Origin of the sequence: Cryobacterium sp. SO1 (assembly GCF_004210215.2) — a bacterium.
GTDB lineage: Bacteria > Actinomycetota > Actinomycetes > Actinomycetales > Microbacteriaceae > Cryobacterium.
The window spans coordinates 2,126,628-2,149,578 of record NZ_CP067394.1; the positions used below are offsets into that span (position 1 = coordinate 2,126,628).

Annotated in this window: 18 protein-coding genes, 7 tRNA genes and 1 pseudogene; 9 read left to right on the forward strand and 17 right to left on the reverse strand. The window is 67.8% G+C overall.

Going from position 1 to position 22,951, the window contains the following annotated elements:
* Window positions 1-12: 12 nt before the first annotated feature.
* From BJQ95_RS09980 to BJQ95_RS10010, 7 genes are all read right to left on the reverse strand, one after another.
* Window positions 13-171, reverse strand: coding sequence for a hypothetical protein (locus BJQ95_RS09980; protein WP_165385040.1), 159 nt, complete (start codon window positions 169-171; stop codon window positions 13-15).
* A gap of 14 nt (window positions 172-185) precedes the next feature.
* A tRNA-Val gene (locus BJQ95_RS09985) sits at window positions 186-260 on the reverse strand.
* Window positions 261-285: 25 nt separating this feature from the next.
* Window positions 286-359, reverse strand: a tRNA-Cys gene (locus BJQ95_RS09990).
* Window positions 360-415: 56 nt separating this feature from the next.
* Window positions 416-487, reverse strand: a tRNA-Gly gene (locus BJQ95_RS09995).
* Between the two features lie 181 nt (window positions 488-668).
* Window positions 669-740, reverse strand: a tRNA-Val gene (locus BJQ95_RS10000).
* Between the two features lie 33 nt (window positions 741-773).
* Window positions 774-847, reverse strand: a tRNA-Cys gene (locus tag BJQ95_RS10005).
* 75 nt (window positions 848-922) lie between these two features.
* Window positions 923-994, reverse strand: a tRNA-Gly gene (locus BJQ95_RS10010).
* 159 nt (window positions 995-1,153) lie between these two features.
* Between BJQ95_RS10010 and BJQ95_RS10015 the strand changes: the two genes are divergently transcribed.
* Window positions 1,154-1,226 (forward strand) — tRNA-Val (locus BJQ95_RS10015).
* Window positions 1,227-1,288: 62 nt separating this feature from the next.
* On the opposite strand, the gene BJQ95_RS10020 is transcribed toward BJQ95_RS10015, so the two are convergent.
* On the reverse strand, window positions 1,289-2,191 hold the full coding sequence (locus BJQ95_RS10020) for a fructose-bisphosphatase class II family protein (protein WP_130179322.1): 903 nt from the start codon (window positions 2,189-2,191) through the stop codon (window positions 1,289-1,291).
* 258 nt (window positions 2,192-2,449) lie between these two features.
* Here BJQ95_RS10020 and BJQ95_RS10025 point away from each other — a divergent pair, with 258 nt between their 5' ends.
* Together BJQ95_RS10025 and BJQ95_RS10030 are read left to right on the forward strand one after the other, a co-directional pair.
* Window positions 2,450-3,616: an NAD(P)/FAD-dependent oxidoreductase gene (locus BJQ95_RS10025; RefSeq protein ID WP_130179323.1), complete on the forward strand. Its 1,167-nt coding sequence runs from the start codon at window positions 2,450-2,452 to the stop codon at window positions 3,614-3,616.
* Complete coding sequence (locus BJQ95_RS10030) at window positions 3,616-4,263, forward strand: bifunctional 2-polyprenyl-6-hydroxyphenol methylase/3-demethylubiquinol 3-O-methyltransferase UbiG (protein ID WP_130179324.1); 648 nt, start codon at window positions 3,616-3,618, stop codon at window positions 4,261-4,263. The genes BJQ95_RS10025 and BJQ95_RS10030 overlap by 1 nt, the downstream gene beginning before the upstream one ends.
* Before the next feature lie 29 nt (window positions 4,264-4,292).
* On the opposite strand, the gene BJQ95_RS10035 is transcribed toward BJQ95_RS10030, so the two are convergent.
* From BJQ95_RS10035 to zapE, 7 genes are all read right to left on the reverse strand, one after another.
* A complete protein-coding gene (locus tag BJQ95_RS10035) occupies window positions 4,293-5,021 on the reverse strand; it encodes a YqjF family protein (protein WP_130179325.1) in 729 nt (242 codons plus the stop codon).
* Between the two features lie 7 nt (window positions 5,022-5,028).
* Window positions 5,029-6,480 (reverse strand): flotillin family protein, encoded by a 1,452-nt coding sequence (locus BJQ95_RS10040; protein ID WP_130179326.1) that lies wholly within the window; start codon window positions 6,478-6,480, stop codon window positions 5,029-5,031.
* 120 nt (window positions 6,481-6,600) lie between these two features.
* Window positions 6,601-6,921 carry an SHOCT domain-containing protein gene (locus BJQ95_RS10045; protein ID WP_240694961.1) on the reverse strand — a complete coding sequence of 107 codons (321 nt, stop codon included), beginning with the start codon at window positions 6,919-6,921 and terminating at the stop codon, window positions 6,601-6,603.
* 115 nt (window positions 6,922-7,036) lie between these two features.
* Entirely contained in the window at window positions 7,037-7,459 is a 423-nt protein-coding gene (locus BJQ95_RS10050) for a DUF6325 family protein (RefSeq protein WP_130177144.1), read from the reverse strand.
* A 143-nt stretch (window positions 7,460-7,602) separates the two neighbouring features.
* On the reverse strand, window positions 7,603-10,278 hold the full coding sequence (locus BJQ95_RS10055) for a LuxR C-terminal-related transcriptional regulator (RefSeq protein WP_256041341.1): 2,676 nt from the start codon (window positions 10,276-10,278) through the stop codon (window positions 7,603-7,605).
* A 269-nt stretch (window positions 10,279-10,547) separates the two neighbouring features.
* Complete coding sequence (locus tag BJQ95_RS10060) at window positions 10,548-11,069, reverse strand: type II toxin-antitoxin system PemK/MazF family toxin (RefSeq protein WP_240694677.1); 522 nt, start codon at window positions 11,067-11,069, stop codon at window positions 10,548-10,550.
* A gap of 120 nt (window positions 11,070-11,189) precedes the next feature.
* A complete protein-coding gene (gene zapE / locus BJQ95_RS10065) occupies window positions 11,190-12,236 on the reverse strand; it encodes a cell division protein ZapE (RefSeq protein WP_130177146.1) in 1,047 nt (348 codons plus the stop codon).
* Between the two features lie 182 nt (window positions 12,237-12,418).
* Between zapE and BJQ95_RS10070 the strand changes: the two genes are divergently transcribed.
* Together BJQ95_RS10070 and BJQ95_RS10075 are read left to right on the forward strand one after the other, a co-directional pair.
* Window positions 12,419-13,321 (forward strand): sulfurtransferase, encoded by a 903-nt coding sequence (locus BJQ95_RS10070; RefSeq protein WP_130177147.1) that lies wholly within the window; start codon window positions 12,419-12,421, stop codon window positions 13,319-13,321.
* The gene (locus tag BJQ95_RS10075; protein ID WP_130177148.1) at window positions 13,318-13,764 is read left to right on the forward strand and encodes a SufE family protein; all 447 of its coding nucleotides are present in this window, start codon (window positions 13,318-13,320) and stop codon (window positions 13,762-13,764) included. Before BJQ95_RS10070 ends, BJQ95_RS10075 begins: the two co-directional genes overlap by 4 nt.
* A 5-nt stretch (window positions 13,765-13,769) precedes the next feature.
* On the opposite strand, the gene BJQ95_RS10080 is transcribed toward BJQ95_RS10075, so the two are convergent.
* Window positions 13,770-15,029, reverse strand: coding sequence for a S9 family peptidase (locus BJQ95_RS10080; protein WP_130177149.1), 1,260 nt, complete (start codon window positions 15,027-15,029; stop codon window positions 13,770-13,772).
* A gap of 64 nt (window positions 15,030-15,093) precedes the next feature.
* Between BJQ95_RS10080 and BJQ95_RS10085 the strand changes: the two are divergent.
* The 4 genes and pseudogenes from BJQ95_RS10085 to BJQ95_RS10100 all read left to right on the forward strand — a co-directional run.
* A pseudogene (locus BJQ95_RS10085) lies at window positions 15,094-15,648 on the forward strand (DUF3000 domain-containing protein); the annotation flags it as partial.
* 490 nt (window positions 15,649-16,138) lie between these two features.
* Window positions 16,139-17,350 (forward strand): HRDC domain-containing protein, encoded by a 1,212-nt coding sequence (locus BJQ95_RS10090; protein ID WP_370688326.1) that lies wholly within the window; start codon window positions 16,139-16,141, stop codon window positions 17,348-17,350.
* A gap of 78 nt (window positions 17,351-17,428) precedes the next feature.
* Window positions 17,429-18,634: a thiolase family protein gene (locus BJQ95_RS10095; protein ID WP_130177151.1), complete on the forward strand. Its 1,206-nt coding sequence runs from the start codon at window positions 17,429-17,431 to the stop codon at window positions 18,632-18,634.
* The gene (locus BJQ95_RS10100; protein ID WP_130177152.1) at window positions 18,631-20,820 is read left to right on the forward strand and encodes a 3-hydroxyacyl-CoA dehydrogenase NAD-binding domain-containing protein; all 2,190 of its coding nucleotides are present in this window, start codon (window positions 18,631-18,633) and stop codon (window positions 20,818-20,820) included. Before BJQ95_RS10095 ends, BJQ95_RS10100 begins: the two co-directional genes overlap by 4 nt.
* Window positions 20,821-20,957: 137 nt before the next feature.
* On the opposite strand, the gene dxs is transcribed toward BJQ95_RS10100, so the two are convergent.
* On the reverse strand, window positions 20,958-22,928 hold the full coding sequence (gene dxs, locus BJQ95_RS10105) for a 1-deoxy-D-xylulose-5-phosphate synthase (RefSeq protein WP_130177153.1): 1,971 nt from the start codon (window positions 22,926-22,928) through the stop codon (window positions 20,958-20,960).
* Window positions 22,929-22,951: the final 23 nt, after the last annotated feature.

Consider the following 22,951-nt stretch of genomic DNA (forward strand, 5'->3'; position numbering starts at 1 on the left):
TCGGGGTGCGGGTCAGGCCCGGTTGAGCGGCTGCAGGCCCGCAGCGGCACAGAACGCATCCAGATCGACGGTGACGCGTTTGTCCCGCAGGGTGAGCAATGCGTCCTGCAGCGTTTCTGCGGAATCGCCTCGGGTGCCAAGGACCGAAAGGCCGCCAGACCGAACGTTCATGCTGGCGGCACAGATGGTGGGCGATACTGGGATCGAACCAGTGACCTCTTCCGTGTCAGGGAAGCGCGCTACCGCTGCGCCAATCGCCCAGAACCGCGAAGAATTCTCACGGGCTGGAGGTGGATACGGGATTCGAACCCGTGTAGACGGCTTTGCAGGCCGTTGCCTCGCCTCTCGGCCAATCCACCGTGTTCACTGAACCAGTACACCCAAAGAAAATCGGCCTCTCGGCCGATTCACTTCGAGCGGATGACGAGATTCGAACTCGCGACCCTCACCTTGGCAAGGTGATGCGCTACCACTGCGCCACATCCGCAACTGCTCGCATTTCTGCGTGCTTGGAAGACTCTACTCGATCCTGAGCACGCCGTGTGACACCACGGCTCGAGCCGAGCCAACTTGGCCGCGAAATCCCCGTTGTACCGCGGAATCACGGGGAAAAAACAAAAAACCCCGGGTTCACCGGGGGTTTCTGGTTGAAAGCTTACGATTCTCTGTGGGCGATACTGGGATCGAACCAGTGACCTCTTCCGTGTCAGGGAAGCGCGCTACCGCTGCGCCAATCGCCCAGATCCGTCACAGCAGTTGCGTGCTGTTCAGGCTGGAGGTGGATACGGGATTCGAACCCGTGTATACGGCTTTGCAGGCCGCTGCCTCGCCTCTCGGCCAATCCACCGTGCTTGTCAAACCGACCGTGCTTTTTCGTACGTGCCTGGTAAAGAGAAACGGCCTTTCGGCCGATTCAACTTCGAGCGGATGACGAGATTCGAACTCGCGACCCTCACCTTGGCAAGGTGATGCGCTACCACTGCGCCACATCCGCAACTGCTCGCATTTCTGCGTGCGTTGAAGACTCTAGCCGATAGTGCGACGCATATTCAAACCGAGCGGACGCAGCGTGTCGTGGCGTCTCGATGTGCGCTCGGGCCCCCGTCTGGTCTAGTATCAGATGTCGCAGTCGAGAGGTTTTCGGGTGTGCTTCGGGCGATTGGCGCAGTTGGTAGCGCGCTTCCTTCACACGGAAGAGGTCGTGGGTTCGAGTCCCGCATCGCCCACCGAAAAACCCCCGGGAAACCGGGGGTCTTGCTCGTTGATGCAGTCGCTGACAGCAACCGGCCTATTCTGATTTCACCGGCGACGAGGCAAATAGGACCCGATCACTGGCCACGAGGTCGTCCAGGGTCAGCACCCGGTCGAGATCGTGCCCGGCGGCCAGCGCCATGCGCAGTTGCTCATCGGTCTGGGGAGCGAGCTTGCCCTCCATGAAGCCCTGCAGGGCCCGCACGGCGCACGCGGTGAGCACGCCCTCCGGGGTGCCGCCGATCCCCATGGCCAGGTCGATCCGGCCGCCGGGCGTTGCTGCGGCGATCGCCGAGGAGACATCCCCCTCCCCCGCCAACTCGACTTGCGCCCCGATCCCGAGCAATTCGGCCACCAGGCTCGCGTGTCGCGGCTTGTCCAGCACCGCCACGGCGATCTCGCTGACCGGCTTGCCCAGCGCTTCTGCCAGGCGGTGCACGTTCGCGGTCGGAGTTGTTCGCAGGTCCAGAACACCGCGGGCCGGCGCCGAGGAGATGAGCTTGTCCATGTAGAACACGTCCCGGGGATCGAACAGCGTGCCACGCGGGGCCAGTGCGATCACGCAGACCGAGCCGGGCAGGCCCTCCTGCACGAGCCTGGTCCCGTCCAGCGGGTCGACGGCGATGTCGCAGGCCGGACCCTGGCCCGAGCCGAGCTCCTCACCGTTGGCCAGCATCGGTGCGTCGTCCTTCTCGCCCTCGCCGATGACCACGAACCCCGCAAACGGCGCCGTCAGCAACTCGGCCCGCATCGCGGCCACGGCTGCCGCGTCCGCGGCGTTCTTGTCGCCGCGCCCGAACCACAAGCCAGCGGCAATGGCGGCAGCGTTGGTGGCCGCCCGCACGGCGTCAACCAGCTCTGCTGAGTAGTGCTCGGCGCCGAGGACGGTGGTGGCGTCGAGGATGACGCCGGCTGCTGGCGCCTCTGCTGGGCTGGTCATGATGGTTCCGTCCTGAAGTGATCCGCGCCCGCTGAGCGGGTGCGGCGATGGTGGCAACCCGTCACGGGGCACACCCAGCCGATGCTACTCGCCGGCGCCGGCTCCGGCCGTTCGCGCATTTCGTCGAAACCGCCTGATTCGTCGGAGCCGGTCCTCTACGCGAAGCAGGTCAACGCGGCGGGCCCGGTTCACGGTCGGTGACTTGCCGCCGTGGCAATTCAACTTGTCAAGACATCCTGTGCGCTCCACCATGGGCATATGACCAACCGAGACGCCCCGCTGCCGGGCCCAGAGACCTCCGCCGCCGTACCCTCCACAACAGCAATCACCCCACCGGTGTACGACGTGGTGATCATCGGTGGCGGCGCGGCAGGACTCAGCGCGGCCGTCGTGCTCGGACGCGCCCGACGTTCGGTCCTCGTCATCGATGACGGCAAACCACGCAACGCACCCGCCGCCGGGGTACACAGCTTCCTCACCCGCGACGGACTCAGTCCCGGCGACCTCGTGCGCCTCGGCCAGGAGGAGGCTCGCTCCTACGGCGTCACCATCGTGTCGGGCCGGGCAGCCGACACCCGGCGCTCACCGCGCGGCTTCACTGTGTGTCTCGAGAACGGCACCACGGCATCCGGGCGCCGGCTGCTGGTGGCAACCGGACTCGTCGACGAACTCCCCGCGGTGCCGGGCCTGAGCGAGCGTTGGGGACGCGATGTGCTGCATTGCCCGTACTGTCACGGCTGGGAGGTGCGGGATCAGGCGATCGGCATCCTCGGCACGGGACCGAGATCGGTCCACCAGGCCTTGCTCTTCCGTCAGTGGAGCCCGAACATCACCCTGGTGCTGCACGGGGCCATGTTGGCCGCGGACGGAACGATCTCGGAGGATCAGGGACCGACCGAGGCCGAATGGGAGCAACTGGCCGCTCGTGGCATCAGCGTCGTGATCGGCCCCGTCGCCGCCCTCGACATCCGCAACGACGCACTGACCGGGGTGCGACTTGCCGGCGGACACCTGATTCCGCTGGACGCGCTGGTGGTCGGGCCGGTCTTCACGGCCCGCACCCGGTTCCTGACCGGGCTCGGGTTGGGCTCGACACCGCATCCGATGGGCGCCGGCAGCCGCCTGGAGACCGATGACAGCGGCCGGGTGCTCAGTGACGGATCCGTGGTGGCCGGCGTCTGGGCGGCGGGGAACTCGACCAATCTGATGGCCCAGGTGGTCGTGGCGGCTGCCGCCGGTCTCGGTGTGGCCACGGCGATCAACGCCGAGCTCATCCAGGAGGAGCTGGAGAGCGCCGTCGCGTTGTACCGGCGGCCCTTCTCGGCTGCTGCCGAGGCTCAAAACAGCGACGCGCATCTCGGCGATCGCCGCCACGGCATCTGGGCGCCGGTGCAGGCCATCAACAACCGTGAAGGAAACAACTGATGCGCACCGATTTCGACCGAGAATACTGGGACGACCGCTACAGCGCCCTTGACGATGTCTGGAGCGGTGCAGCCAACCCGGTGCTGGTGACCGAGACGTCCGACCTGACCCCGGGGCGTGCCCTCGACATCGGCTGCGGGGAAGGGGCCGACGCGATCTGGCTCGCTTGCCGCGGCTGGCAGGTGACCGGCGTCGATTTCTCGGTGGTCGCCCTCGAACGCGCCGCGGCCCGCAGCCGACGGGCCGGCGGGGACCCGTCCGCCGCTGTGGCCAGTGCCGGCCGCATCGATTGGCAACAGCACGACCTCACCCGCTGGGCTCCCCCGGCCAGCCGATACGACCTCGTCACGGCGCAGTTCATGCACCTGCCGTCAGCGCCTCGCACGGTGCTTTTTCGCGCACTCGCCGACGCTGTCGCCCCCGGCGGCACGCTGTTGATCGTCGGCCACGATGTCTCAGATGTGCACGCCACGGCGCATCGGATGCCCGACCCCGATCTGTTTTTCTCCGCGGACGAGGTGGTGGCGACGCTCGATCCCGCCCGGTGGCACATCAACGTGGCCGAGGCCCGCACCCGCACGATCAGTGGGCCCGACGGTTCGCCGAGCCCGGCCGCCGATGCCGTCGTGCGTGCCAGTCGGCTCTGAAGTCGGCGCATCCGGCGCGGTCCGTCGCACTACCCCCTGGTGCCGAACCAGGTCGTCACGCCCGGCGAATAGAGCACGGAATCCGGCGGCCGGGTGCCGGCGAGTCCCGGGAACCCCGCCGTCGCCAGCAGGGTGTCCTCGAGTGACACCAGGTCGGCAGCGAACAGGCCCCAGGGCTCGTGGTGGTTGCGCAGATGCACGGTGCGTCCGCGTACTCGGGTGAACAGCGCCCAACGCGCGGTGAGAAAGTCGGCCAGCGGCTCGCCGACGACCGCGCGAGTCGTGGGGCGCACCACGATGCTGCTGTGGGCGCCGGCGGCGAGGTGACGGGTGGAGCTGTAGCGGAGCTCCCCGGCGCCCAGGTCCAGGCTGGTGCGTGCCCACATGTACGGGATCGAGAACAACGCCCGTGCGGCCAGAACCGCCGCGAGGCGGGATGCCTCGAGTGAGACGAACACCACACCACGGCGACCGCGGGCATCCACCGCGTACAGGCGCACATTCACCTCGACGAAGTTCCCGAAAAAGGGTACCGGTGGACTGCCGAACACCGTCGCCCGGTCGAGCACGAACGGGATCAGTCCCACCCAGCTCGACCCATCGAAGACGTCAGGCTTCAGGCCGTCCGGAAGCAGCGGTGCAACCTGCTCCGGCGTCACGCGCCAGTGCAGGAAGACCAGATTCGACCATCGCTGGCTGGCCGTCGCCCGGCCGGCCAGAGGCGGGGCGACGGCCGATATCGGCCAGGGCTCTGACACGTCTGGGCTAGACGGCGTCGGGCTGCATGGCGTCGGGCTGCACAGGGACCGGCACCTGCGTCGGTGACTGAACGGGCACGACGCCGTCGCCCGCCTGGGCCTTCGCCAAAGCCGTGCCGGCCGCAGTGCCGCCGATGAGCCCGCTGAGCAGGTCCCTGATGCCCACTCCCATGGTGGAGTTCAGCACAGCGTCGACCTCGGTGAAGCCGGAGGCGACGTTCTTGCTGAGCTGGCTGGCACCATCGGTCGAGATGACGGTCAGCTGGTCGATGTTGCCCATCGGAGCCGCGAGCTCGTGCGCGATCTTCGGCAGCATCTCGACCAGGCGGAGCTGGATGAGTGCTTCGGACTGCTCGGCAACGGCCTGAGCGCTGAGTCGGGTGGCCTCGGCTTCGGCCGAACCGCGGGCCAGGATGGCGTCGGCGTTGGCCTGGCCTTCCGCCCGGATGGCCTCCGCGGAGGCGACCCGGCTGTCGCGGTCGGCGTTGGCAGCCGCGACGCGCGCCTCGGCGGCGGCGGCGGCGGAGACCCGCACACGGTAGGCGTCGGCGTCGGCGACCGCGTTGACCTCGGAGTCGAGCTCGGCCTTGCGCAGGCTGGCGCGACGCTTAGCCGTGAGTTCCTGCTCCTGCACGATGTTCTGCTGGGCCTTGGCCTCGGCCAGCGGCTTGGCCGCGGCAGCCTCTGCGGAGGCCTTGTCGGTGTCGAGCTGCAGGGCCGCCTTGCGCAGCGCCAGGGTGTTCTGGGCTTCTGCCACGGCCTGCTCGGCGATGATCGAGGCCTCCTGGGCCTCCCGGTTGGCCTGGTGCTCGGCCACCTCGGCCTGGCGGCGCACCTTGGCCTGCTCGGCACGACCGAGGTCCCGAATGTAGTCGTTGGCGTCGGTGATGCCCTTGATCTCGAACGAGTCCACGTCGACGCCCTGGTTCGCCAGGGATTCCCGGGCGGTGGCCAGCACCGATGTGCCCAGTTCGTCGCGCTTCTGGATGATGGTCATCACGTCGGTGGCGCCGATCGACGACCGCAGCGAACCGCTGAGCACCTCCTGCGCGAAGTTGTCGATGTTCTTGTCCTGGCCGGTGAAGCGCTGGGCGGCGGCGCGGATCGCGGCGGGGTCGTCGCCGACCTTCACGATCGCGACGGCCTCCACGGTCAATGTGATGCCGTTGCGGTCCTGGGCGACGGCCGTGATCTCGATCGCCCGGCTGCGCAGGCTGATCTTGAACGCCTTCTGGAAGAACGGGGTGATGAACACGCCCTGGCCGTGCACGACCCGCTGACCCGACTCCTCGAGGGTCGCTCCGTCGACGATGGTCTTCTTTGACTTCTTCCCGGTGATGACGAGGGCTTCGTCCGGCCCGGCGTTCTTGTACACCGAGCGGGCATAGACAAGCACGATCAGCCCGACCACGATGACGAGAAAGGCGATACCGATTATCGGAGTGAGGAGTTCAAACATGTTTTCCTTCCGGTCTGCGACAGGCGAACGTGACGTCGCGACGCCAGAAGGCCCCGCTCCCTCCACGTAGGCTAGCGGTCCGGCACCCGGCGTGGGGAATCGCCAGGAGCACGTGTCCGATCAGGCCAGCAGTTTTGCCTTCGCGGCCGTGAACTCGGTATCACTGAGCACTCCGGCGTTGTGAAGCTGCGAGAGCTGATTCAGCTGGTCAAGCAAGGCGGAGTCGCCCGCCGGCGCCGACGGAGCTGCCTGCTCCTGTTGAGCGGCGTACTCGGCCTGCTGGGCTTGGGCCTGGGAATCGGCCTCCGCCTGGGCGTTCTGGGCACGGGACTGTTGCCGACGCTGCACATTGCCGCTCACGGCCGTGGCCGTACCGGCGACAACCGCTGTCCGTGCGGCCATGCCGATCAGCCCGGGGCGTCCCATTCGACGTGGTGACATAATCTGGTCCTAACTGTGGGTGGAGGCCGGCTGTGGGTGGAGGCCGGCTGTGGGTGGAGGCCGGCTGTGGGTGGATGCCGGCTGCGAACGGGAGGGGTGGGGGGACGACACCGGGTCAGCGTGCGGCTTCGAGCACCTCATTCACGACGGCGGCGGGAATGCGCTCCTGATGCAGTACAGCACCACCGGAAGCGGCCAGAACACTGGCGAAGTTCCGCGCCCAGGCAAGTTCGACCACGAGAACAGCAGCCGAGGTACCCGGCGGCAGTTCCGCCGCTAGCTCCTCGACATCGTCCAGGCCGGCGAGGCCGATTTCGCCGAGTTCCAGGTCGGGTAATTCCGCCTTCTGGGGTAGGTCTTCCACCTCGACGATCTGCAGTTCCCCGTCCGCGTCGCGGGCGACGAAAAGCAGGTCGAGCAGGGTGATGGTCTTCTCCTCGATCAGCTCGCGCAGCGCCCTGGTGAGCGCGGCGCCCGGCCTGTCTCCATCGAAGGAGATCAGGAGTATCTCCACGGGTCCGTACCTGAATTCCACCATCGGTTGTCCCTTCCTCAAGACGCGCCGGCCAACGCACGGCAGCCAACGTGCGGCAGCAGCGCTGCCACCCGGTTCGGGCTCAGTGTCGCCGTGACCCAACGCCATCGAGTCACCCGGATCGGGTGAATCTAGTGCGGTCGCGGCTAAAGCAGCCCACGATCCTGGGCGATCGCCACGGCATCCGTGCGGTTGGTGGCCTCGAGCTTCTGATAGATGTTGCGCAAGTGGGTTTTTACAGTATTCGGACTGACGTTGCGCTTACGCGCAATATCCGCCACGGACTGGTGGAACGGCAGCTCACGGAGGACCTCACGCTCCCGTTGCGTGAGCGCAGGACTGCTGCGGCTGTGCTCCTGGACTGACGGCCGGGCCGGTGCGTGCAGCTTGTCGGCGCACTGCAGGATGTGTCGGGCGAAGTCGTCGAGATCGCCGAGCCTGCCGATCCGGCCGCGGATGAGTCCGCTGCCCTGTCCCCCGAGCGCCAGGAAGGGACGTATACAACCCAGCCTGCTCGCGAGTCGCAACGCTCGAAGCAGGCGTGCGTCCGCCTCGACGTGGCGGCCGGACACCTCGGCCACGTGGGCAAGGGCCAGCCAAGCGCTGACGATGGTTGACCCGCGCCAGGCCGAGAGCTCCTCAAGCGCCGCGGCGCGAAGGCGTTCTTCTGCGGGGTGGCCCGCCCTGGTGGGGGGAACAAGAAGGAACCTGATGACGAGCGACTCCAGGGAGTCCTCCCCCAGCGCCCGCTCGATCAGTCGCACCACCAGCTGCGTTTCCGCGCGCCCGTCCAGCGCCCCGCTCACCTCGATCAGGGGTATGCAGCACAGGCTCAGGGCACGCGGATGCTCAGCGCCGACCTCCCGCATCAGGAGGATCAGCCTGTCGAGGGCCTGTCGTGCGCGCGCCGCGTTGTCCAGCTGGCCGAGGAGCAACAGGACCTCGGCAGGAACGCTCACCCCGGCATCAGCACCAGTGGCACCGACTGCCGCCAACATCTCCAGCGTCACCTGGTCGACAGGCTCGCAGCCCTCGTACCGATGAATCATCGCGTAGAGGAGCGCCCGGCCCGTGGCGTAGTCCATGGGCGGCCCGGCTGGACGCTCAGAAGCCGCAGTCGAAGCAATCGTCGACGTCGTCGCGGCTGGTGCCGTCGCGGCCATCTGGCCTTCCAGCATGGCCACGTGGAGCCAGTTCCCGGCATGCCCCGCCGCGGTCGCCGCCAGGTCGCTGGCCAGGAGGAACAACCAGTCGAACTCGGCGAGCCTGGCTGTGTCGGCCACCTCTCTGAGGATGTCTTCGGCCGGACCCGGCTGACCGAGCTTGTCGAGGCAACGTCCTTCCGCCGTCGCCGCCAGGAGGTCGACAGCAAGGGCTTGCCGGGCCGGCGCCGTTGTGCCGGCCTGCAGGGTTTCCAGGTGGCTCTCGATCTCGGACCTCTCGGTGGCGTGAAACGAGTGCAGGATCTCGACGATGAACGCCCACCGGTCCGAGCTCGCGGTGTCTTGAGTCTGATCGGGTGGGGCCTGGACTGCAGCGTCGGCGGCCGCGAGGAGCTGGTGCACCCGGCGTCGCGCAGGCGCGTAGGGCGGCTCGAGCAACAGGCGCAGGCACAGGGTCGCCGTCGATGCCACCCGTCCGTCGATGTGGTCGAGCGCCCGGCGCACCAGGTCGGTTGCTCCGGACACGACAAGACCGAGGCCGAACCGTTCGAGAAGCTCGCCGACCACGTCGGCGTCGTCTGCCAGCAGCGACTGCTCGATCGCCGCTGCACCGCAGGCCCTGTCCGCGTACCAACGGCTGGCGAGGCGATGGCGGGCGGTGGCAGCGCCGGCGTCGAGTCGTCGTCCTTCCGCCTGCAGGTAGGCGAGCAGGATCGGGTGATACCGGTACCCAGTCCCGCCGGTCGCGGTTGGGTCGCGCGCGATCAGGGTGTTGTGGCGAGCCAATCGTTCGAGCACGTCGCCGGCATCGAACCGGTCCGACACCGCCACAGCGAGGTCGAGCGCGACGACCTCGCTGAGGGCCGAGTGCATCAGGACCACCCGATCACCGGTATCCAGACCCGCCACGACCTCGGCCGCGAGGTAGTCGGCCACCGCCGGATTGTCGCCGTCGAAGCGCCTGAGGTCCAGGGCGGCTCCCTCCGCCTGCCGCCAGGTGAGCGCCAGAGCAAGCCCGGTCGCCCAGCCGCCGGTGTGGCGCCGGAGGACAGCGCCAACGTCGGCGGGCAGGTCGATGCGGTGCAGCGCGGCGAGCTCGAAGGTCTCCGCCAGGGTGAAGGCCAAGGTGTCGTCGGGACACTGGATGAGAACACCGGCAGCCTCCAGCGGGGCTGTTCCCGCCGCGGGCCGGTGCCGACCGGAGACGACGAGGCGAATACCCGATGGTGTGTCGACCAGAGCCTCGAGGATCCCGGTGACGTTGGTGCGACCGTCGCGTGCTGAGTGTTCGGCGAGGTGCAGGTCGTCGACGAAGACGAAACGGGGTTCCGTTCCGGTCCAGGCTGATGGCGCGGTGCGTTCCGACGGCATCGGGATTTCTGCTTGCGCCGGCCCTTCTGCTTGGGCCGTGAGCCTGCGCCGGATCTCGTCGGCGCCCCTGGCCTCGTGCAGGTCGGATCCGGTGAACCAGTCCACCTTATGGCCGTCCGCCCGCAGTTGCCTGGCCCAGTTCGCCATCAGCGTTGTCTTTCCGGAACCGGCGGCATCCCAGAGAACGAGGATGCGGGCGTTCAGGCCTCGCAAACGCTCCAGAAGGGCGTCCAGCCGCGGGCGGTGCAGGTACCAGTCCGGTTCCTCGACGAGGCCCGCGGGAAGCACAAAGGCCGATGGCGTTGAAAGCGGCCGAGTGAGTGGCGTTGCCGGAGTAAGCGGGGCCACCGGGGAAAGTGGGGGGCCATCGGGAAACGTCCTCGATTTGCATCCATCGCGCGGTACTCCGTCAAGGCCCCGGATGTCCGGGACCTTGACGGGGCTTCTCGCGGCGTTCGGGTCACCGCCAGTGAGGTGATACTGCCGCGGTGGCCCGCCCTGGTCAAGGGGGCGGGACGACTGTGCGTGATGCTGCGGGGCGATCTGGACTGGTGGCGTCAACGCCACTGGAAGCGATCCCGCATCGCCCGCTCGATCAGGGCGTACCGTGCGGCGTCAAGCACGGTTCCCTCCCGGCGCACGCCACCCTGGCGTACCTGGAACACCCGGGCGATGCCCGCCCAGCTCGGTCGCCGGTCGTGATCCCACGGTCCGACGCCGAGCGGAACATAGTGGTCGTCTCCGGAGTGGTCCTTGCTGGTCAGCTGAATCGCGAGCAGGTTTCCCCGGCCCAGGGTCGCCATGATCGCCACCGGCCGGTCCTTACCTCGGCCGTCCCGCTCCTCATACGGCACCCAGGTCCAGACGATTTCACCGGGGTCCAGCGCTCCATCGCTTTCGGGCGCGTAACCCCACCCCGGTCGACCGAGTCTCGTCGGATCGAGCTCGATCGTGGCATCCGGTCCGGATTGGCCGGGAACGGGCTGAGGAGCAGGTGTCGTGGCAGTCCCGGCACCTCCCGCCGCGGTTCCCATGACCGCAGAACGAAGGACGGCGATAAGGCGTCGGGTGCGAGACACACCCGAACACTACCTCGATCTCGAAGAAGCCCAGGTACACGGTGCCGATGACGCCACCGACAAGATGGATGCCCACAACCGACCGCTGGCCAGGTTGACAGCGTGTTTCGGGCCTGCAGGCTATTCAGCGTGCGGCGGCAGCTCCCCGGTGGTGAGCGCCACCATCCGGGATTGGGAGCGTTGGTACTTCTTACGGTAGCCGCCCTCCATCATCTCGGCATCGAACACGTCGTGCAGCGGAACACCGCTGGCGATGATCGGGATCTCGGCGTCGTAGACCCGGTCGATGAAGGCGACAAGCCGCAGGGCATCGGTCTGATCGGTGAGCAGGAAGACGTTTCGCAGTGCGATCACGTCAAGGCCTCTGATCATCTTGATGTACTTCGACGGATGCACGGTGCTGAGGTGCTTCATCAGCGCACCGAAGTCATCGATGGTCACCCGGGATCCGCGCTCGAGCAGGGCCTCGCTCAGATGGTCGAAGTCCTCGGGCGACACGACGTCGGCGTGTCCCGACGCATCCCGGCGCCGGTAGTCGAGGCCGTCGATTCGCACGGTTTCGAAGTTCGCGGACATGGCCTGGATCTCCCGCAAGAAGTCAGCCGCAGCGAAGCGGCCCTCGCCGAGCGAGTTCGGTGGCGTGTTCGACGTGGCCGCAACCCGGGTACCGGTGGCGATCAGCTCGCCAAGCAGCCGGGTCATCAGCATGGTGTCACCCGGATCGTCGAGCTCGAACTCGTCGATGCAGATGAGCTTCGCGCCGGTCAGCTGGGTCACGGTCTCGGCGTAGCCGAGGGCCCCGACCAGTGCGGTGTACTCGATGAAAGTGCCGAAGTACTTGGGTCCGGGTGCGCCGTGCCAGAGCGCCGCGAGCAGGTGGGTCTTGCCCACCCCGAAGCCGCCGTCCAGGTAGATGCCGGGCAGTTCGGCCTTGGCCTTGCGGGTGCGGGAAAAGAATCCGCCCGGCCGGGCCCGCCAGGCCGCGAAGGCGTTCAACCGTTCGACGGCGTTCAGCTGGGAGGGGTAGTCGAGGTCGGGCCGGTAGGACTCGAACGAGGCATGCTCGAATTGCGGCGGCGGCACGAGTTCCGACACGATTTCAGCGCCGGTGATGGAGGGCGACCTGTCGACGAGTCGAAGAGGCGGCGTTCGGGTCGCACTGACCATGACTGACATCCGGTTTCTGTTTCTGCCCGGCACCCAGACGGAATTTCGGTGCGGGGTTCCGCCTTGTACCTTTAAGACCTGTGCTCAGGTTGACCACCAGCCTAAATGCACGCACACCCCTCAACGTACGCACACCAGGGCCGCGCCGTCGTTCGGACTCACGAGCCCTCCGGGAGGAAACCATGACAGTCGAAACAGATCCGTCCGCGGCGTTTGCGGACTATGCGCACCCCGAACGTCTGGTCTCCACCGACTGGCTCCAGGCCCACCTCGGCAGCCCCGGCCTGGTCGTCGTCGAATCCGACGAGGACGTCATCCTCTACGAGACCGGCCACATCCCCGGCGCCGTCAAGATCGATTGGCATACCGACCTCAACGACCCCGTCGAGCGGGACTACATCGACGGGGCCGGCTTCGCCGACCTGCTCGGCCGCAAGGGCGTCAGCCGTGACAGCACCGTCGTCATCTACGGCGACAAGAGCAACTGGTGGGCCGCTTACGCCCTCTGGGTGTTCACCCTCTTCGGCCACGAGGACGTGCGTCTGCTCGACGGAGGCCGCCAGAAGTGGATCGACGAGGGCCGCGAACTGACCACGGACCGCGAGACCGCCGCGCGAGTCGAGTACCCGGTCATCGAACGCGAGGACGCGCCGGTTCGCGCTTTCAAGGACGACGTTCTCGCCCACTTCGGCCATCCCCTCGTCGACGTGCGCTCACCGGAGGAGTACAGCGGCGAACGCACCACGGCGCCCGCGTATCCCGAAGAGGGATCCCTGCGGGCCGGTCACATCCCGTCGGCGGTGTCGGTGCCGTGGGCTCGGGCCGCAGCGGAGGATGCCACCTTCCGTCCTCGCGCAGAGCTTGACGCCATCTACCGGGACGAGGCCGGGCTCAGCGGCACCGAGCCCGTGATCGCCTATTGCCGGATCGGCGAGCGGTCGAGCCACACCTGGTTCGTGCTGACCCACCTACTCGGACTCGAGAACGTGCGCAACTACGACGGATCGTGGACCGAGTGGGGCAGCGCCGTGCGGGTTCCGATCGTGCAGGGCAGCTCGCCCGGAATCGCCCCGGCAGCCCGATGAGCATCGTCGATCTGCCCAGCCAGCTCGCCGAGATCCGCGAGGACTTCCTCGCGCTCGAACAGCCGGATCGCCTGATGCTGCTGCTCGAGTTCTCCAACGAGCTCCCGGAGCTTCCGGAACGGTACCGAGACCACCCTGACCTCTTCGAACGGGTCGTCGAATGCCAGTCACCCGTGTTCATCTTTGTCGAGGTCGATTCCGGCCGCGCCGTGCACCTCTACGCGACGGCCCCGGCCGAGTCCCCGACCACCCGCGGCTTCGCGTCGATCCTCGCCCAGGGGCTCGATGGGCTGAGCGTCGAGGCGGTCCTGGCCGTTCCGGATGACTATCCGCAGTCGATCGGGCTCACCCAGGCCGTCTCCCCGCTACGGCTGCGCGGTATGACGGCCATGCTGGGCCGCACCAAGCGGCAACTGCGTGAACGGGTGGCCGCCCTGGACTGACGGCGTCAGACGTCGGTACCGACGGTGCCGGAGGTGCCGTCCACGTCGCCGCCGGCCGTCACGGCGGGGTGCGCCGTGCCGAGCCTGCCGAGCCAGCCCAGGATGGCCGCATTCCAGGCGGCCGGATCGTAGTTCCACAGTTTGGTGTGCCTGGCAACCTCGAACGGCACCAGGGTGACGATGTCGGGACGCCGCTCGGCCAGGGCCCGGGACGGCGTCGATGGGACGTAGCCGTCGTCGTCGCTGTGCAGGATGAGAATCGGCAGGCTCAGGTCGTTCGCCCGGGCCACGAAGTCCAGCCGCGGGAAGTCAATGGGCAGGTGCAGGCCCGTCACGGCCCGTCCCCAGCGCCGTCCCATCACCACAAGGGCACCGCGCACGACCGCGCGCGGGAGCCGGAGGGTGAGCGCCTGGTAGGCCACCACATCCGCCCAATCGATCACGGGTGATTCGAGCACGATGCCGGTGAGCCGGCCGTCGTGACGTGCCCGGGTCGCGGCCTGCAGGGCGATCGCCCCGCCCATCGACCAGCCCATCAGGACGATCTGCGTGGCTCCGTTGCCCACCGCGAACTCGATAGCGGCCTCGACATCCCTCCACTCGGTGTCGCCGAGTCCGAACCGGCCGTCGGCGCTCGGCGGCGCTTCACCATCGTTGCGGTACGACACGAGCAGGCACGAGTATCCGGCGGCGTTGAAGACCGGCACCGCCCGCAGGGTCTCGTGCCGCCGGACCCCGCGGCCGTGCACCAGGATCACCCAGCGGCCGGAGGGCTCCTCGGCGGGGATCAGCCAGGCGGGAGCGGCGCCGAGCTCGGTCGGCACCGTCACATTGGTGAACTCGAGTCCGAGGTCCCACGGGCCCACGAAGGAGTATCCGCCCAGACGGCCCCTGCCGGCAGCGCCGAGATCGCCGAAGTCCACCGTGATGATCCGACGGGTCACGGTCTTCGCTGTGCGGTCCACGATGGCGCCCAGTCGGGCGTGCCCGGAGTCCGCTGCGAACCAGAAACTGTAGTCACCGGGAAGAACCGCGTCCATGGTGGCTTCGAGGGTGATCGTCCCGGCAGCGAGGTCGACGCGGTACACCCGAGTGTCGTCGGTGCGTTTGGTGGGCGGGGTCACGATGCGGCGCGCCATCACGCCGGCCAGCACCCCCACCGCGATCGTCGCGATCGCCGCGACCGTGACCACGCCACCGGCGATGACCAGTCCGGCCGACGCCAGGCCGTGGCCTGTAGCCGCTCGTGCATCGATCCCCGTCATGCCTACCTCCGCGCTGCTCGGCGTGCCTCGCACCAGCGCACGGAAAAAACTCTAGTCTGCAGACGTGCCCGATTCAGAGGATCAGCCCCAGCGCCCTGCGCAGTTTGCCGCGGCGCTCGACGCGATCCGTTCGTCCAGTCCGCGTCCCGAGCTGGTGGTCACCGAGATTTCGGCCCCCGGGAACCTCGCGCCGTACGCCGTGGCGCTGTCTGCGGACGTCACGCCCGTGCGGCACGGCAGCGATTCCGACTTCGGAACCGGGCGCTTCATTCTGCTCTATGACCCCGAGGAACCCGACAGCTGGGGCGGTCCGTTCCGTGTCGTCTGCTTCGCCCAGGCTCCGCTCGAAACCGATATCGGCATCGATCCGTTCCTCGCCGACGTGGCGTGGGCCTGGCTGGTCGATGCCCTGGATGCCCGCGGTGCGAACTACACAGCCGCCTCCGGGACCGCCACCAAGATCCTCTCCTCGGGTTTCGGCGAGCTCTCCCATCAGGGCGATGGCGCCCAGATCGAATTGCGCGCGTCGTGGAGCCCGCTGGACAACGACCTCGCCGCGCACGTCGAAGGCTGGGCAGAACTCTTGTGCATGTTGGCCGGTCTGCCACCCGCCGGCGAGCTGCCGGTCCCGCCGCGGCACGGCCACCCGTCGGAGGCCTCCCCCACCCGGCACAGGCAGGCACACGACACCGGTGGGCCTGAGGCTGGTGGAAACGCGAGTCCTGAACGCCGCGGACCGGGACACGACCATGGCGAGCCGGGAGCTTCGGCACGTGCCGGCTCAGGAATCACGCTCGGCACTGTCGAGCCGATTGGCCCGGCGGCAACGTCTATGCGGCGAACAGGCCCCGGATTGCATACCCTGGGAGTGGCCGTCGACATCGGGGAGCCCGGTGGCCGGGAAACGGTCGGTGTCGATATCTCCGGCCTCGATTCGTCCGGCGCTGAACGCGCCGGTAGGCAGACCGCGGGAATGAGCACCATGGCAGTGAAATCAATCGGAGCCGATCTCGGCCACAGCGGCGACCTCGGCATGCTCTCCAACACTCTCGGCACCTCGGCTCCGACCTCGCTGGGCGTCACAGATCTCTCGGCACACCGGGCAACCCGTGGTTGATCCAGCCGTGCTCACCCACCAGGTCATCGATTCCCGCGCGGCCTACCTCGCCGCAGTCGACACGCTGTCCACTGGAACCGGTCCGATCGGCATCGACGCCGAACGAGCGTCCGGTTTCACCTACTCCCAGCGCGCCTACCTGATCCAGATCTTCCGCAGGGATGCCGGCACCTTTCTCTTCGATCCACCGGCGCTGGGCGACTTCAGCGAGCTCAACGCCGCTCTGGACGGCGAGGAGTGGATCCTCCACGCAGCCAGCCAGGACCTCGCCTGCCTTCGGGAAGTGGGCCTGGACCCCGCCCGCATCTTCGACACCGAGCTCGCGGCACGCCTGCTCGGCCTGCCCAGGGTGGGGCTCGGCACCGTGGTCGAGGAACTCCTCGGCATCCACCTCGCGAAGGAGCACTCCGCGGCCAACTGGTCGACCCGGCCCCTGCCCGAGAGCTGGTTGGTGTACGCGGCGCTGGATGTTGAACTACTTCCGGACCTTCGCAACAGCATGGTCGAGCTCCTTGTCGAATCCGGCAAGACCGGGATAGCCGAGCAGGAATTCGCCGCGGTCCTCGCCAAGGAAGCGAAACCCGCGCGCGCAGAGCCGTGGCGCCGCTTGTCCGGGTTGCACGCGGTGCGTGGCCAGCGGAACCTCGCGGTCGCCCGCGAGCTGTGGGTCGCCAGGGACGCCCTGGCCCAGGAGCTGGATGTCTCACCCGGCCGTCTGGTTCCCGATGCCTCCCTCGTGGCCGCGGCCCGATTGATGCCCACAAGCCGGACCGCCCTTGCCGATTTGCGCGAGTTCAACGGCCGCGCCAGCCGCACCGAACTCGACCGCTGGTGGAAAGCCATTCTGCACGGCCAGGCCACTACCGACCTGCCCTCGGTGAAGGCGAACGGCGACGCGTTGCCGCCGCCACGGGCATGGGCCGACCGCAACCCCGACGCCGACCTGCGCTACAAGGCCGCCAGAGCCGCTCTGACGGCCGCGTCGGAGGAACGCGCCGTGCCCCTGGAGAATCTGCTCACCCCCGATCACCTACGCCGGGTGGCGTGGCAGCCGCCGGAACCTGCCGATGCCGCAGCCGTCGGTGACGCCCTCGCCGTGCTCGGCGCGCGAGACTGGCAGATTGAGGCGACCGCACAACTAATCGCGGATGCGTTTGTGGAAGTCCACCAAAGCGCCTCCGTGCCCCCGGATGCGGATTCGTAGGAACAATCAAAGGATTCCCTCCCTGTTAATCCGTCACCCTAGGATCGTGCGATACCTGTTTTGAGTGATGGAGGCAAAGTGGCCGAGAGAACTGAAGTCGTCTTCGTGGACGGGGTTCGCACCCCGTTCGGTCGTGCCGGCGAGAAGGGTATGTATTGGAATACCCGCGCCGACGACCTGGTCGTCAAGGCGATCACCGGACTCATGGAACGCAACCCGAATGTGCCGGGTGAACGCATCGACGATGTCGCCATCGCGGCGACCACGCAGGCCGGTGACCAGGGGCTTACTCTGGGGCGCACTGCGGCACTGTTGGCGGGACTGCCCGTCTCGGTGCCGGGGTTTGCGATCGACCGGATGTGCGCCGGGGCGATGACCTCGGTCACCACCATGGGCGCCGCGATCGGTTTCGGCGCCTACGACCTCGCCATCGCCGGCGGTGTCGAACACATGGGTCGCCATCCGATGGGCGCCGGGGTCGACCCGAACCCGCGGTTCCTCAGTGAACGGCTGGTCAGCGAGGATGCCCTGAACATGGGCTCCACCGCCGAACGTATTCACGACCGATTCCCCGAATACACCAAGGGCCGCTCTGACCGGTACGCCCTGCGTAGCCAGCAGAAGGTCGCGGCGGCATACGAAGCCGGCAAGATCCAGCCGGACCTGGTGTCCGTCGCCACCCGCAGCGCCGCCGGTTGGGGCCTGGCCACCCGCGACGAGGCGCCGCGGCCCGAGACCACCCTCGAGGGCCTCGCGGGCCTCAAGACGCCGTTCCGTCCGCACGGCCGGATCACCGCCGGCAACGCGTCCGGCCTGAACGACGGTGCGACCGCCTGCCTGCTGGCCAGCGGCGCCGCCGCGAAAGAACTCGGCCTGAGCGTCAAGATGAAGCTCGTGAGCTTCGCCTTCGCCGGCGTCGAGCCGGAAGTGATGGGCCTTGGCCCGGTGCCGTCGACCGAGAAGGCGCTGCGCAAGGCCGGGTTGTCGATCACCGACATCGGCCTGTTCGAGCTCAACGAGGCCTTCGCCGTGCAGGTGATCTCCTTCCTCGACCACTTCGGGATCGACGACGAGGACCCCCGGGTCAATGAGTACGGCGGGGCCATTGCGATCGGCCATCCGCTCGCATCGTCGGGCGTGCGCCTGATGAACCAGCTCGCCAGCCAGTTTGCCGAGCACCCCGAGGTGCGTTACGGTCTCACCGCCATGTGCATCGGTCTCGGCCAGGGTGGCACCGTGATCTGGGAAAACCCGCACTTCAACAAGAAGGCAGCCAAGCGATGACCACCACAAGCAGCCCCATCGATTACGCCACCCTCGACTTCTCCCCCCTCGTCGTGGTCTCCGGTGATGAAGTCGTCACCCACTCCTTCGTCAGGGATGTGCCGCTGACCGGCGGACGCACCCTGGCGCTTGTGACACTGGACAACGGGCGGGACCACACCCGGCCCAACACTCTGGGTCCCGTCACGCTTCTGGAGTTCAGCGCCATCATGGACGAGCTCACCGCTCGCGCCGGGCGCGGCGAGATCCACGGCGTGGCCGTCACGGGCAAACCGTTCATCCTCGCCGCGGGCGCCGACCTCAGCAAGGTCAGCGAGATTCCGTCCCGCGAGGTGGGTAAGCTGCTCGCCCAGTTGGGCCACTTCGCCCTGGGCAAGCTCGGCACGCTGGGTGTGCCGTCGTTCGTGTTCATCAACGGGCTCGCCCTCGGCGGCGGTCTCGAGGTGGCCCTGAACGCCGACTACCGCACCGTTGACGAAACCGTCCCGGCGATCGCCCTGCCAGAGGTGTTCCTCGGCCTGATCCCCGGCTGGGGCGGGTCTTACCTGCTGCCCAACCTGGTCGGCATCGAGAACGCGCTCAAGGTGATCGTCGAGAACCCGCTCAAGAACAACCGCACCCTCACCGGCAAGGACGCCCTCGAATTGGGGATCGCCGACCGGATGTTCCGCTCGGTGAGCTTCCTCGAGGACTCGATCCGCTGGGCCGACGCCGTCATCGCCGGCCGCGAAAGCGTGTCCCGCCCGAACGCCCCCGGGAAGATCGAACGCCTGGTCAAGTGGGACGCGGCCATCGGCATCGCGCGCAAGATGCTCGAGTCGCGCATCGGCACCGTCGCCGCATCACCCTACGCTGCGCTGGACCTGATCAAGGCCGCCCGCACCGGCACGAAAGCCGAAGCGTTCGCCCGGGAGGACGACGCCCTCGCCGACCTGATCTCCGGGGACCAGCTGCCCGCGAGCATCTACTCGTTCAACCTGGTGCAGAAGCGCGCCAAACGGCCGGCGGGAGCCCCGGACAAGGCTCTGGCCCGTCCCATCGGCAAGGTCGGCGTCATCGGCGCCGGGCTGATGGCCAGCCAGTTCGCCCTGTTGTTCGTGCGGCGGCTCAAGGTGCCCGTCGTGATCACCGATCTCGACCAGGCCAGGGTCGACAAGGGCGTCGCCTACATCCATGGCGAGATCCAGACCCTGCAGGACAAGGGCCGGATCAACTCCGACGAGGCCAACCGGCTGCGTGCCCTGGTGACCGGCACCACCGACAAGGCCGACTTCGCCGACGCAGACTGGGTCATCGAGGCGGTCTTCGAGGAACTCGGCGTGAAGCAGGACGTCTTCGCCGAGATCGAGAAGCACGTCTCCCCCACCACGATCCTCGCGACGAACACCTCGTCGTTGTCGGTGGAACAGATCGGTGCCAAGCTGGCCCACCCTGAGCGGCTGGTCGGCTTCCACTTCTTCAACCCGGTGGCCGTGATGCCGCTGATCGAGGTCGTGAACACCCCCGCCACCGACGAGGCCACCCTGTCGACCGCGATGGTGATCGCCGCCAAGCTGCGCAAGAACGCCGTCATCACCCGCGACACTCCGGGCTTCGTGGTGAACCGGGTGCTTGCCAAGCTGCTCGGTGAAGCCATGCACGCCGTCGACACCGGCACCCCGTTCGAGGTCGTCGACGGCGCCCTGGCCTCGTTCGGCCTGCCGATGACACCGTTCGAGCTTCTCGAGCTGGTGGGTCTCAAGGTCGGCGCCCACGTGCTGGACACCCACCACGCGGCGTTCCCCGACCGGTTCTTCGAAAGCACCAACCTGCACCGCCTCGCCGAGCACGGCAAGATCCTTGAACGCAATTCCAGCGGGAAGATCACCGGCTTCGACAAGGGTGCGGTGAAGATCGTCGCTGGCGGAACAACACCGATCACGGCGGAGGAGATCCTCCGCCGGGTGGAGGACGGCCTGGCCGACGAGATCAAGCGGATGCTCGACGACGACGTGGTGCACGCACCGGAGGACATCGACCTGTGCATGCTGCTCGGTGCGGGCTGGCCGTTCCAGATGGGTGGGATCACGCCCTATCTCGACAGGGTCGGCGCCAGCGAGCGGGTCTTCGGCGGCACCTTCCACACCCCGATGGTGCGCGGCGTCGGGTCGGCGTCACCCGCCGCCGGCGTACCCGTGCCCGGCTAGCACGCTGCGCTGTCGCGGCAGCGCGACTGTTGCCCGTTCGGACAAATGCGGCCGGTACACCGGCCGCATTTGTCCGTTTCGGTAACAGATGGGATCGGGCGCCCGCCTCCGCCGCGGCCGCCGGCTGACCGGGAGGGTCAGTCGCGGGGGGCGCGCTGCAGCGGGATGCTGCCCGTACCGGGGCCCTCGGCTCGGGTGGAGTCCGCGGGCAGAGCACGGGCGTGCGGCAGTTTGCTGCCGAGGACCATCGCCACGACGTCTCGAGCGATGTGCTGCGGCGTCAGGCCGACCCGTTCGAGGATCTCGGCGCGGGTGCCGTGGTCGAGGAATTCATCCGGCAGACCGAGCTCGGTGACCGCCGTGTCCACGCCGGCCTCACGCAGGTCCTGGCGGATGCGCGTGCCGATGCCGCCGACGCGGATGCCGTCTTCGATGCTCACCACGATGCGGTGCTGGGCCGCGAGCTCGATGATGCTCTTCGGCACCGGCACCACCCAGCGCGGATCGACGACCGTCGCGCCGATGCCCTGGGCAGCCAGCCGCTCCGCGACCTCGAGGCCCATTCCGGCCATCGGGCCGACCGTGACAATGAGCACATCCTGCTGGCTGCTGCGCAGGAGCACGTCGACGCCGTCGGGCAGGCGTTCCAACGCGTCGTATTCCACGCCCGTGCTGCCCTTGGGGAAACGCAGCACGGTGGGGGCATCGTCCACCAGAACCGCCTCGGCGAGCTCCTCACGGAGCCGGGTCGAGTCGCGTGGGGCGGCGAGCCTGATGTGCGGGATGACCTGCAGGATCGCGAGGTCCCACATGCCGTGGTGACTCGGGCCGTCCGGCCCGGTGACCCCGGCCCGGTCGAGCACGAACGTGACCCCTGCACGGTGCAGGGCAACGTCCATCAGTACCTGGTCGAACGCGCGGTTGATGAAGGTGGCGTACAGGGCCACGACGGGGTGCAGGCCGCCGAAGGCGAGCCCTGCGGCGCTCGTGACCGCGTGCTGCTCGGCGATCCCGACGTCATGCACCCGCTCCGGGAACCGTTCGGCCATCTTGTGCAGCCCGGTGGGGCGCAGCATCGCCGCGGTGATCGCCACAAGTTTGGGATTCTCAGTGGCGAGGCTGAGCAGTTCGTCGGCGAATACCGAGGTCCACGACGGAGCTCCGGCGGACTCGGTGGGCTCCCCGGTCTCGGGGTCGATCACGCCGACAGCGTGGAACTGGTCTGCGACGTCCTGCACGGCAGGGTCGTAGCCTTTGCCCTTCTGGGTGATGGTGTGCACGATAACGGGCGCGCCGTAGTCCTTAGCCTGGCTGAGGGCTTCGAGCATGGCCTCCATGTCGTGTCCGTCGACCGGGCCGATGTATTTGATGTCGAGGTTGGAGTACAACGCCTCGTTGTTGGAGAACCGGCTGAGAAAGCCGTGCAGGCCGCCGCGCACACCGCGGAAGATGGCACGGGCCGGCGCTCCCATGTGGTCGAACGCCTGGCGACTGGTGAGGTACGCCGCCTTATAGCTGGCGCGCAACCGCACGGTGTTGAGAAACCGGGCCATGCCGCCGATGGTGGGCGCGTAGGAGCGCCCATTGTCGTTGATGACGATGATCAGGCGGCGATTGTTGTCGTCGCTGATGTTGTTGAGGGCTTCCCAGGTCATTCCGCCGGTGAGCGAGCCGTCACCGACGACGGCGATGACATGCCGATCGCTCTGGCCGGTCATCTCAAAGGCACGGGAGATGCCGTCGGCCCAGGACAGCGAACTGGATGCGTGCGAGCTCTCGACGATGTCGTGCTCCGACTCGCGCCGCTGCGGGTAGCCCGCCAGCCCGCCGGTCTGGCGCAGCCGGCTGAAGTCCTGGCGGCCGGTGAGCAACTTGTGCACGTAGGACTGGTGCCCGGTGTCGAACACGATCGCGTCGCGCGGCGAATCGAAGAGCCGGTGGATGGCGATGGTCATCTCGACGACGCCGAGGTTGGGGCCCAGGTGACCGCCGGTCTTGGAGATTTCGGCAACCAGGAAGGCGCGAACCTCGGCGGCCAGCTCGACGAGCTGCTCCTTCGAGAGACCGTCGAGGTCCCGGGGACCGTGGATCGTCTCCAGAAGGGTCATTGGGCCAGCCTTTCACGATATTG

Coding starts and splice junctions, on each gene's coding strand:
- BJQ95_RS09980 (WP_165385040.1), bottom strand. CDS start 171: ATGAACGTTCGGTCTGGCGGCCTTTCGGTCCTTGGCACCCGAGGCGAT.
- BJQ95_RS10020 (WP_130179322.1), bottom strand. CDS start 2,191: ATGACCAGCCCAGCAGAGGCGCCAGCAGCCGGCGTCATCCTCGACGCC.
- BJQ95_RS10025 (WP_130179323.1), top strand. CDS start 2,450: ATGACCAACCGAGACGCCCCGCTGCCGGGCCCAGAGACCTCCGCCGCC.
- BJQ95_RS10030 (WP_130179324.1), top strand. CDS start 3,616: ATGCGCACCGATTTCGACCGAGAATACTGGGACGACCGCTACAGCGCC.
- BJQ95_RS10040 (WP_130179326.1), bottom strand. CDS start 6,480: ATGTTTGAACTCCTCACTCCGATAATCGGTATCGCCTTTCTCGTCATC.
- BJQ95_RS10045 (WP_240694961.1), bottom strand. CDS start 6,921: ATGTCACCACGTCGAATGGGACGCCCCGGGCTGATCGGCATGGCCGCA.
- BJQ95_RS10050 (WP_130177144.1), bottom strand. CDS start 7,459: ATGGTGGAATTCAGGTACGGACCCGTGGAGATACTCCTGATCTCCTTC.
- zapE (WP_130177146.1), bottom strand. CDS start 12,236: ATGGTCAGTGCGACCCGAACGCCGCCTCTTCGACTCGTCGACAGGTCG.
- BJQ95_RS10070 (WP_130177147.1), top strand. CDS start 12,419: ATGACAGTCGAAACAGATCCGTCCGCGGCGTTTGCGGACTATGCGCAC.
- BJQ95_RS10075 (WP_130177148.1), top strand. CDS start 13,318: ATGAGCATCGTCGATCTGCCCAGCCAGCTCGCCGAGATCCGCGAGGAC.
- BJQ95_RS10080 (WP_130177149.1), bottom strand. CDS start 15,029: ATGACGGGGATCGATGCACGAGCGGCTACAGGCCACGGCCTGGCGTCG.
- BJQ95_RS10100 (WP_130177152.1), top strand. CDS start 18,631: ATGACCACCACAAGCAGCCCCATCGATTACGCCACCCTCGACTTCTCC.
- dxs (WP_130177153.1), bottom strand. CDS start 22,928: ATGACCCTTCTGGAGACGATCCACGGTCCCCGGGACCTCGACGGTCTC.